The organism is Enterococcus sp. XAF26B05_ASV22 (assembly GCF_056727285.1).
Window position 1 is genome coordinate 222,131 of sequence record NZ_CM161538.1, and the last position, 14,712, is coordinate 236,842.

21 protein-coding genes are annotated in these 14,712 nt (G+C 31.9%); all 21 read left to right on the forward strand.

Features of this window, described 5'->3' with window-relative positions; genetic code table 11:
* Positions 1-8: 8 nt before the first annotated feature.
* The 21 genes from AC1PU0_RS01145 (at position 9) to AC1PU0_RS01245 (ending at position 14,650) form a co-directional block, all read left to right on the forward strand.
* On the forward strand, positions 9-320 hold the full coding sequence (locus tag AC1PU0_RS01145) for a TIGR04197 family type VII secretion effector (RefSeq protein WP_111248113.1): 312 nt from the start codon (positions 9-11) through the stop codon (positions 318-320).
* On the forward strand, positions 320-1,030 hold the full coding sequence (locus AC1PU0_RS01150) for a DUF4176 domain-containing protein (RefSeq protein ID WP_206850729.1): 711 nt from the start codon (positions 320-322) through the stop codon (positions 1,028-1,030). The genes AC1PU0_RS01145 and AC1PU0_RS01150 overlap by 1 nt, the downstream gene beginning before the upstream one ends.
* A 29-nt stretch (positions 1,031-1,059) precedes the next feature.
* Entirely contained in the window at positions 1,060-2,361 is a 1,302-nt protein-coding gene (locus AC1PU0_RS01155) for a T7SS effector LXG polymorphic toxin (protein ID WP_479998642.1), read from the forward strand.
* Between the two features lie 19 nt (positions 2,362-2,380).
* The gene (locus AC1PU0_RS01160; protein WP_069654192.1) at positions 2,381-2,935 is read left to right on the forward strand and encodes a hypothetical protein; all 555 of its coding nucleotides are present in this window, start codon (positions 2,381-2,383) and stop codon (positions 2,933-2,935) included.
* Positions 2,936-2,949: 14 nt separating this feature from the next.
* The gene (locus AC1PU0_RS01165) at positions 2,950-3,246 is read left to right on the forward strand and encodes a DUF4176 domain-containing protein (protein ID WP_069654191.1); all 297 of its coding nucleotides are present in this window, start codon (positions 2,950-2,952) and stop codon (positions 3,244-3,246) included.
* A gap of 188 nt (positions 3,247-3,434) precedes the next feature.
* Positions 3,435-4,466, forward strand: a complete 1,032-nt coding sequence (locus AC1PU0_RS01170; protein ID WP_479998643.1) for a T7SS effector LXG polymorphic toxin — start codon at positions 3,435-3,437, stop codon at positions 4,464-4,466.
* Positions 4,467-4,500: 34 nt separating this feature from the next.
* Positions 4,501-5,088 (forward strand): hypothetical protein, encoded by a 588-nt coding sequence (locus tag AC1PU0_RS01175; protein ID WP_206848206.1) that lies wholly within the window; start codon positions 4,501-4,503, stop codon positions 5,086-5,088.
* A gap of 161 nt (positions 5,089-5,249) precedes the next feature.
* A complete protein-coding gene (locus AC1PU0_RS01180) occupies positions 5,250-5,822 on the forward strand; it encodes a hypothetical protein (protein WP_206848207.1) in 573 nt (190 codons plus the stop codon).
* Positions 5,822-6,121, forward strand: coding sequence for a DUF4176 domain-containing protein (locus tag AC1PU0_RS01185; RefSeq protein WP_242596466.1), 300 nt, complete (start codon positions 5,822-5,824; stop codon positions 6,119-6,121). The genes AC1PU0_RS01180 and AC1PU0_RS01185 overlap by 1 nt, the downstream gene beginning before the upstream one ends.
* Positions 6,122-6,285: 164 nt before the next feature.
* Complete coding sequence (locus tag AC1PU0_RS01190) at positions 6,286-6,924, forward strand: hypothetical protein (RefSeq protein WP_206848209.1); 639 nt, start codon at positions 6,286-6,288, stop codon at positions 6,922-6,924.
* On the forward strand, positions 6,921-7,643 hold the full coding sequence (locus AC1PU0_RS01195) for a hypothetical protein (RefSeq protein ID WP_206848211.1): 723 nt from the start codon (positions 6,921-6,923) through the stop codon (positions 7,641-7,643). Before AC1PU0_RS01190 ends, AC1PU0_RS01195 begins: the two co-directional genes overlap by 4 nt.
* A gap of 67 nt (positions 7,644-7,710) precedes the next feature.
* Entirely contained in the window at positions 7,711-7,965 is a 255-nt protein-coding gene (locus AC1PU0_RS01200; RefSeq protein ID WP_242596467.1) for a DUF4176 domain-containing protein, read from the forward strand.
* A gap of 529 nt (positions 7,966-8,494) precedes the next feature.
* A complete protein-coding gene (locus tag AC1PU0_RS01205; RefSeq protein WP_479998644.1) occupies positions 8,495-9,586 on the forward strand; it encodes a hypothetical protein in 1,092 nt (363 codons plus the stop codon).
* Entirely contained in the window at positions 9,583-10,176 is a 594-nt protein-coding gene (locus tag AC1PU0_RS01210) for a hypothetical protein (protein ID WP_111246998.1), read from the forward strand. Before AC1PU0_RS01205 ends, AC1PU0_RS01210 begins: the two co-directional genes overlap by 4 nt.
* Positions 10,169-10,477 (forward strand): DUF4176 domain-containing protein, encoded by a 309-nt coding sequence (locus AC1PU0_RS01215; protein ID WP_206848215.1) that lies wholly within the window; start codon positions 10,169-10,171, stop codon positions 10,475-10,477. The genes AC1PU0_RS01210 and AC1PU0_RS01215 overlap by 8 nt, the downstream gene beginning before the upstream one ends.
* A gap of 334 nt (positions 10,478-10,811) precedes the next feature.
* The gene (locus AC1PU0_RS01220) at positions 10,812-10,967 is read left to right on the forward strand and encodes a hypothetical protein (protein WP_479998645.1); all 156 of its coding nucleotides are present in this window, start codon (positions 10,812-10,814) and stop codon (positions 10,965-10,967) included.
* Between the two features lie 411 nt (positions 10,968-11,378).
* Positions 11,379-11,957 carry a hypothetical protein gene (locus AC1PU0_RS01225; RefSeq protein ID WP_206848217.1) on the forward strand — a complete coding sequence of 193 codons (579 nt, stop codon included), beginning with the start codon at positions 11,379-11,381 and terminating at the stop codon, positions 11,955-11,957.
* A 309-nt stretch (positions 11,958-12,266) separates the two neighbouring features.
* Complete coding sequence (locus tag AC1PU0_RS01230; RefSeq protein WP_206848218.1) at positions 12,267-12,911, forward strand: hypothetical protein; 645 nt, start codon at positions 12,267-12,269, stop codon at positions 12,909-12,911.
* Positions 12,912-13,271: 360 nt separating this feature from the next.
* Complete coding sequence (locus AC1PU0_RS01235) at positions 13,272-13,739, forward strand: hypothetical protein (protein ID WP_206848219.1); 468 nt, start codon at positions 13,272-13,274, stop codon at positions 13,737-13,739.
* 102 nt (positions 13,740-13,841) lie between these two features.
* The gene (locus AC1PU0_RS01240; RefSeq protein ID WP_083241773.1) at positions 13,842-14,030 is read left to right on the forward strand and encodes a hypothetical protein; all 189 of its coding nucleotides are present in this window, start codon (positions 13,842-13,844) and stop codon (positions 14,028-14,030) included.
* Between the two features lie 77 nt (positions 14,031-14,107).
* A complete protein-coding gene (locus AC1PU0_RS01245; protein ID WP_206848220.1) occupies positions 14,108-14,650 on the forward strand; it encodes a hypothetical protein in 543 nt (180 codons plus the stop codon).
* The last annotated feature ends 62 nt before the right edge of the window (positions 14,651-14,712 follow it).

Sequence of the window (14,712 nt, forward strand, 5' to 3'; positions counted from 1 at the left end):
GATGAATTATGGCAATAGGTGTTGATAAACAAGTCTGGGATGGTGCGGTTAACAAAGCGGAGAGTACAGTATCAAGCATTTCAAAACCAACCATCAACAATTTAGGGAAAACAACATTGAAGCGATTCAAAAAAATAATTGAAACACAAAAGAAACTTGCAAATACAGTAGAATCCTTCAAAAATGTTTCGAAAACAGATACGCAAAAAATGAAAAAAGTTGCGGAACATATTGTTAGTGAAGACAAGCAAGCATCTAAATCATTTAAACAAAATACAACATTATTTGAGCAAAATACATCTAAAGTGAGGTTCAATTAATGGCGAGTTATGATACAAAAAAATTCTTCGAAGAGGTTCTAGCAAATGATGATTCTTTACTTTTTGAGGTAACGAATGAGTTGATTACAACAGGCGTTTTATTAGGAACGAACTTTCCTTTGTTAAAAGGAATTTATAAAGCCTATCGTAATGAAGAAGAACAATTCGAACATAAGCCAATGGTTGGTGCTAAATTGACGGTCTCTTTTGATCATGATACTCAACGTGTAGTGCTTGATCGTCAAACTAGTCAAGTAGAACTGACCAATGAACAGTTTCTTCAGTATATGGGGAAAATCGATGTTGCCTTTGCGCCGATTTATCCTGTTGGAACAACGGTCGAATTAGATGAAAGTATGTTAACAGAAGAACTAGCGGAACTCTTTAAAAAGGAAGAGCTAGGCGCAGTTGTCACGTTAAGCGGTCGGAAGATTCCTCTGATGAGCGGTTTTGAGCAATATATTGTAGATTATCTAGGTCATTTGTGGCCTTACGGTGAAATTCCCGGGAATGATCCGATTTTGATTTCGAATATGATGATCAAACGGGTCATTGCGGAAAGTCTTACAAATGAGTATGAAGAAGCGTTTGCTTTCGATGGTTTACGAACGACTCAGGTAACCAAGCAACAAGTTTCAACAGCGTATATGAAACCAGAAGATACGATTGCTTATTTTGAAGTGTTGTCTGAGTTGTCAGAACAAGAATAATAGGGTAAACGCATGGAAAGGAGTGTATTATGGGATTTTATGTCGATACAGCAGAAATGAAGAAAGCAGTAGAAGAGTATCAAAAGCTTTCTAAGACAGCGCAAAGTCAATTAAATACTGCAAAAAACGCAATGAATGGTATAATTAACAGTAACGCAATGTCTGGTAAAGTAGGACAAGCTATATCAGCGGATATCAATAATAACCAGAATGCCGTAATTGTTGGATTGAAAAGTAGTTATCTAGCCGTTGAAATGGAGCTACGCCAAGCGTATCAGGATTTCAAAGGGACAACAGGAGAAACCTCTGATTCAGCAGTCCTTAGCGAAGAAGTCTTGACCAAAGCAAAATCAGATATTGATAAGATGAAACAAACCTATCAAGAACAAGTGAAGAGTTTCCAGTCCGTTTATAGCAGTATTTCTGATCTAATTTCATTATCCGCCTCAAAGAGCAATTTTAATCAAGTAGCGGATGCGACGAAGAAATATGCGGATGAAATCATTCAAAAAGTCAATCAGTTCGATAGTAAGCAAGGCAATTCGGCTAATGAAGACATGATTCAGTCTTTAAGCACGCAAATTAAAGCAGCACAGAAAGTCGGAGGATTAGGCTATACTGATCCTCGTTTCCTCGCATTTGCGAATAGTACTGCTTTAGCAGACAATGTTCAAGCGTTTCAAAAAAAGGTGACTGAAGCAGATGAAAAGCAACGAAAAACGAAAGAAAAAGATCTGAACTCAATGACGCCATCAGAAATGATTGCGAAGTATGGGGTGGACGATCCAGATGTGAAGAAGCGGATAAATGATATTAATAATGGGATTAGTACGACAGTTTTCGGAGTAGCGAAAGATTTAATAAAAGATACTGAGATATCCTTATTTACAGAAGGAGCACAGCAATTCTTTGATAAAAATGGTCAAAGAATCGCTGATATGTCAGGTTACTATAGTTCTGAATTTGCAGGCAATGGATTGGGATCAGCTTTGTACCTTGGAGGAAAAGTTGGAGGGAAAGTTAATAAAGCAATTCCATTTATTGGTCCTGCAATAGATGCTTATTCTTTGATCTCTTCGGAAGATCCTAATGCCCCAATGAAATTTGTAGGTCATTTGGCAGGTAATGCAGTAGGTGATATAGCAGGCGTTGCAGTTGCAACAGCAACTGCTGCATCCGTAGCGGGAACCATAGGGGGAATCTTAGGTACAGCAATTCCAGTACCTGTTGTTGGAACAGTTATAGGAGTGGTAGTTGGTACTATAGTTGGTAGTGCCATAAATACGGTATCCGATGCCATTATTGATTCTGTTTCTAGTTTTTTTAAATGAAAAAAGAAGGTGATAAAGTATGTATCAAAAAATATATAGTGACACTGATGGTCATATGATTTTTTATAATGAGAAAGAGAAAAAATTAGCTGAATTAAAGCTAAATAGTACTAATAATAACGCAACAACATCAAAAAGTAACTTTGGAATTATTGCATTAGTTACTACATTATTAGGTAACTCCGTACTCGGAAAATTATTATATGATAATGTTGAAAATATACCATTACTTATAGTTGGAACATACTTATTTGCAATATTTACAGCACTTCTTTTGATGTTTTTTTTAAATAAACATCAAAGAAAAACACTTGAAAAAAATCAGATATCTTTCTCATATGACAAGTTAAAAGAAATTGTTGGGAAAAGACGAATTAGCAATTTAGCAGGTTTAATAAAACTAGCAAGTATATTTTTTTTTCTAGGTGTAACATGTACAATAATATTTTATTTCATGCATGTAATATTATTTCTTATATTTTCGTGGTTATGTATATTTGTTAGTGTAGTCGCATTATATGAACCATTTATATATTTTACAGTTACGAAAAAACTAATTAAAACATTAAAATAGTAGGGAGAATAATTATGAATATTTATCCAATAGGAACAGTTATTTCATTAAAGAAAGATAAACAAGAGCTGATGATTACCTCAAGGTTTCCACTCTACAACAAAGACGGAGAACTTGGATACTTTGATTACGGTGCTTGTTTATTTCCACAAGGTATTTTAAATGATAGTAATTACTTTTTTAACGCTGAGGACATTGATGAAGTACACTTTACAGGTTATTTATCAGAGACTGAAAAAGAACTTCAAAAAAATATTTTGAAAGAATTGAATAATATTAAGTATCCTAAATTTTTTATTCAAGATAAATAATTTAAAAATTTATCTTGAAATTAGAATCACTTATTTAATTATCATGAAAAGAAACCTTAATTTGAAGAGGTTTCTTTTCATGTATATAGATAAACGAAATGTTTTTAGACTACTGTCTTCCTGAATAGAAAGTAGGACAAGCTATATCAGCGGATATCAATAATAACCAGAATGCCGTAATTGTTGGATTGAAAAGTAGTTATCTAGCCGTTGAAATGGAGCTACGCCAAGCGTATCAGGATTTCAAAGGGACAACAGGAGAAACCTCTGATTCAGCAGTCCTTAGCGAAGAAGTCTTGACCAAAGCAAAATCAGATATTGATAAGATGAAACAAACCTATCAAGAACAAGTGAAGAGTTTCCAGTCCGTTTATAGCAGTATTTCTGATCTAATTTCATTATCCGCCTCAAAGAGTGACTTTAATCAAGTAGCGGATGCGACGAAGAAATATGCGGATGAAATCATTCAAAAAGTCAATCAGTTCGATAGTAAGCAAGGCAATTCGGCTAATGAAGACATGATTCAGTCTTTAAGCACGCAAATTAAAGCAGCACAGAAAGTCGGAGGATTAGGCTATACCGATCCTCGTTTCCTTGCATTTGCGAATAGTACTGCTTTAGCAGATAATGTTCAAGCGTTCCAAAAAAAGGTGACTGAAGCAGATGAAAAGCAACGAAAAACGAAAGAAAAAGATCTGAACTCAATGACGCCATCAGAAATGATTGCGAAGTATGGAGTGGACGATCCAGATGTGAAGAAACGGATAAATGATATTAATAATGGGATTAGTTATACCGCACTAAACAAACTAAAAGATGGTATGGAAAATATAGTTTTTCCAATCAATCAAGATATTGCAATGGGTTTATCTGAAGAATGGTTAACAAATAATGGTGATCTATTAGCAACTAGCTTATACAATACTGGTACAAAATATTTTGGAGGAACTGAAGTGGCTTCTGGTTTTTATGCTGGATCAAAAATTGCAGGAGCAGCTAGTAAGGCTATGCCAATTATTGGCTCCGTAATTGATTATGGTAGCATGGTTGCTAATGGGGAATCCGCCAATGACGCAGCAGCAAAAACTGGAGCTCATTTTATTACTGGTGTAGGTGTTGGCTTAGGTGTAGCTGCCTTGGGGCTGTCAGGTGGACTGGCGGTAGTCGCAGGTGTTGGAGCAGCATGGCTCATTAATGAATTTATTGTAGACCCTTTGTAAGATACCACTAAAAAAGTTGTTGGAAATGCCGTAAATGCTGCTGGAAAATGGGTTGGAAATTTATTCAAATAAGGAGCTTACTATGCTTTTAGAAAATAACTATATCTTAATAACCAATAAATTTCATGGAGAAAATAATTTGTATTATGATTTAACTAAGAATCATTTTTTTAAAAGCCAACAAAAAATACCTTCTGGAGTTTATATTTTAACTGTGTTAGCAATGGCAGCAACAAGGTCATTAAAGTATCAATCAGTAGACGGAAATTTTTTGCTACTGTTATTAGCAGCGATTGCTTCAGGAATTCTGTTAGGTTGTATTATTCAACTTATTAATAAATTTTTCCAATCTTCTCAGTCACTCAAAATACTTGAATTATCTACATCTGAAATAGAAGAATGTTTGAAAAACGGGAAAAAATTGTTATCCAATCAACTTAAATTTTTGATTGTTGCGTGTATGTTCCTAGTATTTATTTGTGTTTCTTTTTACTTTAATAGAACATGGATGTATTTTGTAGGTATTACTGTTTCGAGCATGCTAGTTACGATTTTGTTTGTGTTTATTAATTATTTTAATAAAACTAAAACTTTTTCGATTATAGAGAAAAATAAATTATAAATAAAAGAGCTAACTATGTAATCGTAGTTTTTACAATTTTAAGTGGTGTAACAGAAGTTGCTGGTTTCGTAATAAATACAGATGTTGATTATACATTATGATAAATTGAAAAAACCTGTTGGAAATGCAATAAAAGCAGGAGTAGATTGGATAGATTCATTATGGAAATAATTACCAAAGAAAAAGAAAGATATACTTATTTGTATATTAATCAAGAAAACAATACAGCTATTTACTACGAAGGGAAATCTCAACAGTTTTATATATTGAAAAATCAGAATTTTGATAAAAAGTGGGGATTTGTTGGATTATTTCTAGCTCCGTTAAATTTGATTTTAAATAATAATGTTTTTGGAAGCATTAGAATAAATTACTTTCTTGCCTGTTTCTTTGGTTTAATTTTAGGCTGTATATGCTTATTTTTGATCCACCGTTCGTATTCCTCAAATCAATTAACTAAAATAAATTTGAGTATACAAGAAATTGAAGATTGTTTAATAAATTTAAAAAAAATAAAAGAAATAAAAATAGCATTATTACTGGTATGGATTTTCTTTTTCATTTTTATGTCGGTTATGTTCTTTGATAAATCAAACTATACTTCGTTACTTTGTTTAAGTATACTATGCTGTTTCTTATTGCCACTTATGGAAAATATGAATTTTATTAGACATAGAAGAGTAACTAGATCCTTGAAACAATTATTAAATCAAATGAAAGTAGGTAAATTATAATGGAATTGTTACCAATTGGAACTGTAGTAACGTTGAATGATGGAGAGCAAGAACTAATGATAACTGCTCGTTTCCCATTATACGACAATAATGGAACTGTAGGTTATTTTGATTATGCGGGTTGTTTCTATCCCCAAGGTCAATTCAATGAGGGAAATTATTTTTTTAATAGTGAAGATATTAAAACGATTCACTTTACAGGATATATTTCTGAAGAAGAACAAGAATTACAAAAAAATATTGAACAACAATTAAAGTCTACCACATATAAGAAATTGTCAATTAAAGAAACGCTTTAGTAATCCACTAAAAGAGAAAGTAAATCGTAGTAGTTACCAGTCGCGTTCTGGTGACTACTATTTATTTAAAGAAGACAGTTGAAAAGCAATAAAAAACGAAAAAAAATCTAAACTCGATGACGCCATCATAAATGATAGCGAAGTATGGGGTGGATGATCCAGATGTGAAGAAGTGGATAAATGATATTAATAACGGGATTAGTAACACTTCTATTGGTATAGGTACTACTATTGGCACTACAATAGGAGGAGATAAAATTGAGAAAGGCTTTGAAAAAGCTGGAGCAAAGTATGGAGATAAGCTGTCAAATGCAATTTGGTCAAATCGATATTCTATTACCTTACCTGATGGAAGAATTTTGGGACAAACTTCTGGAGCAACCTCAGCTGTAAGGAAAGCTGCTAAAAATACAGCTACAGGTTTTGCGAAAGGTATTGGTAGAGGATTTAGTGAAGTTGGTGGCACATTTATTGGTGTAGGGATAGATATGTGGCAAGGAGATACTGCTAAAGAAGCATGGGGTAAGGGAATTACAACTGGTATTGCTTCCGTGGGTGTTACTGGTGCGATTGAATTAGGCTCTGCAGCATTAGTAAGCGCTGGAGTATTAGCTAATCCTATAGGTGTAGGTGTCGTTGGAGGAATAGCTATAGCTGTTGGTATAGGTTTTGCAAATGATTGGCTTCGAGATAATTTCAAAGGTGTAAAAAATTTCGAAGATAATATGGGCAATGCGGTTGTTTCTGGATGGAATAAAGTATCTAATAAAGTTGGCGATTTTTTTGGAGGAGTTTTTTTATGATAAATAATTCGGAAATCAAAAAAGGTGAACTTTATAATATCTCTTTTGATAATAAAAAAGTAATAGTAGGTTGGGTATTGTTATTAACCCAAGAAAATGAAGAATATCTGATAAGACAAAATTCAGGAATAATCGGATTGGGAAAACACAAAATTAATCGGAAAATCTATAAATCAAATATAGATTTTAGAAATAAAATAATCTCTAAAGATGAAATGAAGAGAGCCATGAAAAAAAAATCAGAACACAATTACATTGGTATTTCTATAGGGTTAATAATAAGCGCAATTTTGAGGCACAGCATAGATATGTCTTGGATATTTGGAAAAATTAATTCCCCTATAAATATAGTAACGGGTATTTTTAATCTTATGATTTTTTGGATTGTTTTTATTTTAGTTATTTTTCTGGTATCAAAATATAGAAAAAATTTTTTTATATCAAATTTAGAGTATTTCTGTAATGGTGATTTGGATTTAATTGGTGAAGGACATGAAATAAATATTTCTAAAGAAAGGATAATGACTATAGAAAATATTCTTCCATTAACATGTTTATTAGGATTGATAATATTTTTTACAATTATACTTCCTTTTTTAGTTCAAGAAAGATTGTTTGCTTTATTGATAATTTTAATTGCACTTTTGCTTTTTTTTAACGGTAACAATATTTTGGACAAAAAAGTTAGTGAATACTTAATAATAAGAACGGAGAAATAATATGAAAAATTAAACATTATTACCAATAGGCAGTGTCGTTTATTTAAGTGAAGGTATTGTTCCATAAATGATTGTGGCGAGACAACCAATTATTCGTATTAACAACGAAGAATGTTATCTAGATTATGCTGCTGTTAATCAGGTGACTGGTTTAATCAATTTAGAGAAATTTGCTTATTTCAATGCTGAAGATATTAGTTCTGTAATTTACGAAGGATATATAGGAGAGAATGAAGATAGAATTTTGACAGCTTTGTGTGAATGGAGAGAAGATAATAAACATATTCTAAAGGGAAAGGTTTCTGAAGGGGAGCAACAATAGGTCAATTATAAAACATTAAATGTATTTAGACACTTTATCAAAATTTATAGGAGTTTCTATCAGTGGATAGTCTATAGTGAGAATGGAAAAACCTACATCAGCATTAAAGAAAAGTTACTAGAAGGAAACCTCAGTGAAGTACTATAGGTTTCTAAAGTACTTAGGCATATGGATAAACTTGATTAAATAGTGTTGATACGTTGAACTTACTTAGCAAATAAATTGATAAAAAGTAAAAGAAAATAAATTACATGTCTATATAAAAAACTATAATGAGAAAGTCGTTTTATATTTTCGTTCACAATATAAAAAAGAGATTTTGACAGAATTGTTTAACTTCGAGAAATAAGAAAGGCTAGCGGAAATTGCGGAGTTTTCTGAAAGAGTTGACTCTGCTACTACCGTTCACTCGGATTCCTCGAGGCTAGGATATGACTTGTAGAGTTATGTCCTAGCCTCTTCAGGGTGTAGACAAACGTGCAAAATTAGAGTGTTAATTATATTTTATACTAATCCAGAAATTGACAAGATGAAACAAACCTATCAAGAACAAGTGAAGAGTTTCCAGTCCGTTTATAGCAGTATTTCTGATCTAATTTCATTATCTGCCTCAAAGAGTGACTTTAATCAAGTAGCGGACGCGACGAAGAAGTATGCGGATGAAATCATTCAAAAAGTCAATCAGTTCGATAGTAAGCAAGGCAATTCGGCTAATGAAGACATGATTCAGTCTTTAAGCACACAAATTAAAGCAGCACAGAAAGTCGGAGGATTAGGCTATACCGATCCTCGTTTCCTAGCATTTGCGAATAGTACTGCTTTAGCAGATAATGTTCAAGCGTTCCAAAAAAAGGTGACTGAAGCAGATGAAAAGCAACGAAAAACGAAAGAAAAAGATCTGAACTCAATGACGCCATCAGAAATGATTGCGAAGTATGGAGTGGACGATCCAGATGTGAAGAAGCGGATAAATGATATTAATAATGGGATTAGTTATACCGCATTTAATAAGTCAGTTGAAAATTTAGGCTATGGACAAGCTATAGGTGATGGTGTTTTACAAGGACTTAAAATGACTGGTAAAAACATGAGAGTTGATGCTTTGCAAATGGGAAGCAGAAGTATATCTCCTAATGAATTATCGCGAATAGGCAAACGAGCACGGGCTTTAGAAAGTGCGGGAGATGATCTAATAAATACTTCTAATGCTGTCTCTGGTAGCAAAATTTGGAAAGGTTTAGGAATTGTTGGAACAGTAGCAGGGGCAGCATTTGACTATAATGATCAAATGACTCAGCACAATGATCAGGCAAGGGCAAAAAAAAATACAATAGCTCATTCGGTAATTGGATCAGGTGGAGCAGCCGTTGGTGGACAAATTGGCGCGGCTCTAGGATCAGCCATCCCTGTACCTGTCTTAGGAACAGCTTTTGGTGCAGTAGTTGGTATAGGAATTGGGTATGTAGGTTCTGAGATTTATGACTGGGTAGAAACAGGTAAAGCTAAAAAAACTATTGATGACATATCTTCTAAAGTTTCAAAAACTGTTGATGATATCAAGCAAGGCACTAGTAAATGGTTTTCAAATATTGGTAATTCATTAGGAGGAGCATTTAATTGAAGAATAAATCGGTTGCTTTGCTGAAAATTGATACTGATAAATCAGTATATTTTGATTTATCGAAGCGTAAATTATTTATTCAAGAATTTATAGGCCCATATACTGAAAAATCTGGGAAGAGTTATTCTAAATCTCAAACATGGGGAATATCTGCTTTTATAGGAATGTTTTTAATTCCGCTGATTGCAAAACAATTTAATCTTATATCTTTAGTTCCAAACTATATAAATATCCTTTGCATTTCTGGTGTGGGTTTTCTTATGGGAAAGCTGTTAACAGTTTATTTGATAGATAGGTCCAAAGGGCAATATATTGAAAAAAAATTCACCAAAAAAGATGTCCAAAAAATCTTAAATAATTCATCAAATTTAAGAATTTTAGCGGTGACAGAATTATTATTTATATTTGGATATAGTATATTTTTAATAATCTTACCTTTTATTGAAAAAACTTCTGTGAAAGGAATTATAGGCATATTTGCACTATGTTTCGCTGTAAGTGGTATACATTTTTCAGCCCATCCATTTGCACAACAAAAAGCATTTAGAATTTTAAAAAAACAAATGAAAGCAGGTATGTATGATGAGTGAGAACAACTATATATTGCCAATTGGTTCTATCGTAAGATTAAAAAAAGGCGATGTTCTTTTAATGATTGTTGGTAGAGCTCAACTCTTCAATCAAAATGGTAAAATAGGGTATTTCGATTATTCAGCAACATTATATCCGCAAGGAATAGATGGAAGCCAAGAATTTGTTTTCTTTAATATAGAAGATATTGATGAAGTAATATTTGAAGGTTATAGAAACAATCAAGAAATTGATTTTGCAGATAATTATGAGAAAAATATAGAAACAATTACTTATCCGAAATTAGTTGTTGAAGATTAAAATAAGTTTTAATGTTTTTTTGTAAACTAATCTTGGTGAAGAAAATCCAAAGAATTAAATCAATGGTGATGAAACTTAGAGGAAACTACTCTAGGTTTTTCAACTAGGACTTATGAGTTCAAATAATTAAAAGTCAGAATGGAGAAGAAATTCTCTTAATTCTGATTTTTTGCTATTTAATAATAATTAGGGCACATCAGTACAGAACCAAGCAATAAAGTAAATAGTAGTAGCCACCAGTCACGTTCTGGTGACTACTATTTATTTAAAGAAGACAAATGAAAAGTAACGAAAAACGAAAGAAAAAGATCTGAACTCGATGACGCCATCAGAAATGATAGCGAAGTATGGGGTGGATGATCCAGATGTGAAGAAGCGGATAAATGATATTAATAACGGGATTAGTTATACAGCACTAAACAAACTAAAAATGGTACAGATGCTATTAGTTACTCAGCGACAGCAAATCTTGTTTTTAAAGAAACTATAGCTAGTGGTAAGAAAATCAAGAATCGTACCTGGTATCGCTCTTCTGTTAAAAGTATAAAATCAGGATTCAAAACATGGAAACAAGTTAATGGTGATGTCAATAGATTTAAAGCTGTTAAAAATGCAAAATACTATGATGAAGTTTTAAACGGCACTGGTAAAATTGGAAGTGGTCTTAAAGGACTCGGTTATTTAGGAGCTGTGGGTGCTGTCTATGCAGGAGTAGCTATTGGTTCTCTAATTCCTATCCCTGTGGTAAGCACACTCGCTGGTGCAGCAGCATGCTTTTTTGTTGGAAATGTATTAAACGCAGCTTTAAAGCAGTCCATTTTAAAGATAATAAGTTTTTCAGTTGAGGTACACTTTTTGGTAATTAACTATAACCGTTAATATTTAAGATTGGAGTTTTTCTATGAGAAGATATATTTGGTTGGGAGATAGTAAATATGGTGGAAGCGTATATTGGGATAAAAAAAGAGATGTCGCAGTTAGAAATGGAAGTTCAAAAGTATCTGTAAAGAAAAGCAAATCAAATAAGTATCTAATTGGTGGACTATTTGTTTGTCTTATTATCATTAGAGTGATTACTTCATTTTTTAAAATGAAAGTTATTAGTAATGAGATTAATAGTATTAGTATAATAGTGTTTACTATCTTTTTTGCAACTACATTAACGTTATTCATCAATCGTATGATGTATGGAAACAGCGAAGACTATACTGATACTAGCCTTGAAGATGCGATGCATGCAATCAGAAGTACTGGATATTTGAAGAACCCCTTAATTTTTATGCTTTTAGACAAAAAGCTTCATTACATGGTACTGGTTTTAGTTGTATTGTTTAGTTTTATTGGGTTGTCCGAGACAATTCCAAATCTTAATAGCTTACGAGAATTTTTTCGTATACCATTTATGATTTTATTTATTAGCATACCTGTTTATATGGTCTACCTTGTAAATTTTAAGAAAGATAATAGGTTGAAATTATGATTATAATAAAAGAGCTTTTTCTTTCTCTAATTTTAGGAGTAGCAATTGCAGGATTATTAACTGTAATTTTAGTGAATAACCCCAAAATATGGTATAAAACAGCTAAAAAAATCAAAAGTAAACAGAAAGACAAATAAAAATGTATAGATAGATCGAATAATTAAGAACAGTTTATCAAATAAGAACGGTTCATATAATTAAAAGAAGATAAGCAAAAGTTGAGCATTGCACCAAAGCAAACGAAATAGTATGGACTGCACATTGTGATTGGAATTTAAATCATTTAATCATTGGTAAGGAGGATAAATATTGCTACTTAGGGAATTGATTTACATGGGAGAGGTTAATGGCGAAACGATTTATTTTGATGTAAAGAAAAAAATCCCTATGAAATCACCGAATAGTCAGTATATAGACAGTAAAAAAACTAAAAAAAATAATTGGTGGAGTTCTATAATTTTGATTTCACTTTTTATAATAATCAGCAGTATATCTTTTTTTACTAAAACAAGTTTTTTATCTGGAAGATACACTTATGTGACGCTGACCTTAATAGTGATAATGTGGATTTTTGAAGTATTTCTTTTAACTAAGTTAATTAATAATACGCTGTATAAAAATGTAAGATCAGCTGTTCCGGCTACAAAAAAAGAACTAGGATATGCTATAAAAGAAAATAATATATGGAATATTTTTAACAATAAGAAAGTCACCATTTGGAAAAAGTTAACAGCCTGGCTTTTAACTATCGTGGTAGTAGTGTGTACTGTAGCAATTATTCCTGTAGCATATTTTGTAAACCAGAATAGGGAATTAATTGGTCACCAAATTGGTAGCGAAATAATAGTTATAAGTCTAATGGGCATATTACCTTTTTCCTCAATCTTGCTTGTATGGGACAATAATCTCATACGATGGTTAAACGTAGTAGAAAAATACCAAAAAAGAGTTTAATCTATGATACAGTTGTAATATTAAAATGAGGTTTTATCTAAATAGTTAGTAAGCCTGATGCCCTTCAAAACAGTTATAAAAGTAATGATTTTGAGCAATCGGTATAGTAGTATCTGACATCCAAAAGTATAATGATGAACTTACTGTACATAAAAAAGGACAAGTCAATCAGAAAAAATAGCTGATAGACTTGTTATTTTTTGCTTGTCGTTATATGCTATATAAGTAAGAATTATCAATTCTTTGGTTAAGGATATCAAGCAGAAAATATGAATGCTTGAAAATTTGTAGTAAGAGAAAAATAGGTTAACAAGCGCACCGATGAAACAGTTTTTGAAGGGAGAAAGACGAAGATGAAATATGAAGAAAGCTAGAGATAACCGAACTGAACTATTTGTGATTAAGAAGAATTTTATCACTATTTTTGTACCACTTTTGTTATTACTACCTATGTTATTTACTTTTCCTTTTTTGACAATTGCAGCTATCCAAATAGCACCATTTTTTGCAATTATTCCAATTTTAATATGTTTAATGCTTATAGTATTAGGTGTACAAACTCTTAATATGTTGATCAGGTTCGGAAACAAGAAGCTTGTTGTTTATGAAGAGGGACTTGAATTTTGTATGTGGAACGTTAAATTTCTGAAATGGAAAGAAGTATTAGATATCAAATTAAGTAAAACCCTGAATCAAGAGTTTTTAGTTTTAAATTTACAGAATGACAAAAAAATAGAAATTAATATAATGGATTCACAATTAAATAAATCAAATGATGAGATATATTCTATAATTCTTGAAAGTTGGTACCAAGCAATGGTGGAATGAAAAATCAAAAGAAAGATCGATCAGGGAGCAATTTATACAGATTAAAATGCAAGTACTCTAAAATTTAATAAAAGAAAACAACTAAAAGGAGAGACTAAAAAAATGAATGAAAAAAAGGTACAACGTAAATGGGCATTAGTAATTGCGGTGTTATTTACACTAGGGGCAATCAATCAATTGGTAAAAGGAATGGATTTATCTGAATCTTATGGTGCGGGTAGTCTTGTAAGTTTAATAGCATTCCCAGCAATATTTTATTATCTAGCCTTTAAAAAGAAAAAAGAAAAATAATAACGTTGATAAACGAAAAGAATGATCCAATCAGAAAAATAGTTGATAGGATTGTTCTTTTTTAGTGAGGTGTATGCATGGTAAAAAAATTGAAAACCGTAGAAGGAAAGCTGTTTAATATATCTTTGGATAAGAAGAAAATTAGTTATGGGTGGCTACTATTGATTGCGGACAATAATGAAGAGTATTTGATACGACAAAACTTCTTTTTAGTAGGATTTAAACAATATCAATTTAACAGACAAATGTATAAATCGAATATAACATTAAAAGAATTTTCTGTCTTAGGAGAAGAAGTTATAAAAAGAACAAAGCAAAAATCTGAGAAAAGCTATCTAGGATTTGCACTAGCGATTCCTTTAGGTGCTTTACTAAGAAACAAAATACCAACTGAATGGTTATGGGGAAAAAGTAATTTTCCTATTGATTTGTTTACAGGCATCACTAATCTGACTTTTTTCTGGCTATTATTAGTTTCAAGCTTTTATTTAATTTCTTTCTATCGCAAAAAAAGGTTTGAAACAGAATTGAAAAAAATTGATGGTGATTTGATAAAAGTAGGAACAGGATATGCTGAAACGCCATTGCAAATTACACAAAAGACATTGAAATGGTGGTAAAAGATTAGATGAAACTAGTTAATGTATTAAGAGCTACAGTAGTTTTAGTGGGACTAAGCCTA

Bases quoted from the DNA above. Each gene is read 5' to 3' on its own strand.
- AC1PU0_RS01145 (WP_111248113.1), top strand. From the start codon at position 9: ATGGCAATAGGTGTTGATAAACAAGTCTGGGATGGTGCGGTTAACAAA.
- AC1PU0_RS01150 (WP_206850729.1), top strand. From the start codon at position 320: ATGGCGAGTTATGATACAAAAAAATTCTTCGAAGAGGTTCTAGCAAAT.
- AC1PU0_RS01155 (WP_479998642.1), top strand. From the start codon at position 1,060: ATGGGATTTTATGTCGATACAGCAGAAATGAAGAAAGCAGTAGAAGAG.
- AC1PU0_RS01160 (WP_069654192.1), top strand. From the start codon at position 2,381: ATGTATCAAAAAATATATAGTGACACTGATGGTCATATGATTTTTTAT.
- AC1PU0_RS01165 (WP_069654191.1), top strand. From the start codon at position 2,950: ATGAATATTTATCCAATAGGAACAGTTATTTCATTAAAGAAAGATAAA.
- AC1PU0_RS01175 (WP_206848206.1), top strand. From the start codon at position 4,501: ATGCTGCTGGAAAATGGGTTGGAAATTTATTCAAATAAGGAGCTTACT.
- AC1PU0_RS01180 (WP_206848207.1), top strand. From the start codon at position 5,250: ATGGAAATAATTACCAAAGAAAAAGAAAGATATACTTATTTGTATATT.
- AC1PU0_RS01185 (WP_242596466.1), top strand. From the start codon at position 5,822: ATGGAATTGTTACCAATTGGAACTGTAGTAACGTTGAATGATGGAGAG.
- AC1PU0_RS01195 (WP_206848211.1), top strand. From the start codon at position 6,921: ATGATAAATAATTCGGAAATCAAAAAAGGTGAACTTTATAATATCTCT.
- AC1PU0_RS01200 (WP_242596467.1), top strand. From the start codon at position 7,711: ATGATTGTGGCGAGACAACCAATTATTCGTATTAACAACGAAGAATGT.
- AC1PU0_RS01205 (WP_479998644.1), top strand. From the start codon at position 8,495: ATGAAACAAACCTATCAAGAACAAGTGAAGAGTTTCCAGTCCGTTTAT.
- AC1PU0_RS01215 (WP_206848215.1), top strand. From the start codon at position 10,169: ATGAGTGAGAACAACTATATATTGCCAATTGGTTCTATCGTAAGATTA.
- AC1PU0_RS01220 (WP_479998645.1), top strand. From the start codon at position 10,812: ATGATAGCGAAGTATGGGGTGGATGATCCAGATGTGAAGAAGCGGATA.
- AC1PU0_RS01225 (WP_206848217.1), top strand. From the start codon at position 11,379: ATGAGAAGATATATTTGGTTGGGAGATAGTAAATATGGTGGAAGCGTA.
- AC1PU0_RS01235 (WP_206848219.1), top strand. From the start codon at position 13,272: ATGAAGAAAGCTAGAGATAACCGAACTGAACTATTTGTGATTAAGAAG.
- AC1PU0_RS01240 (WP_083241773.1), top strand. From the start codon at position 13,842: ATGAATGAAAAAAAGGTACAACGTAAATGGGCATTAGTAATTGCGGTG.
- AC1PU0_RS01245 (WP_206848220.1), top strand. From the start codon at position 14,108: ATGGTAAAAAAATTGAAAACCGTAGAAGGAAAGCTGTTTAATATATCT.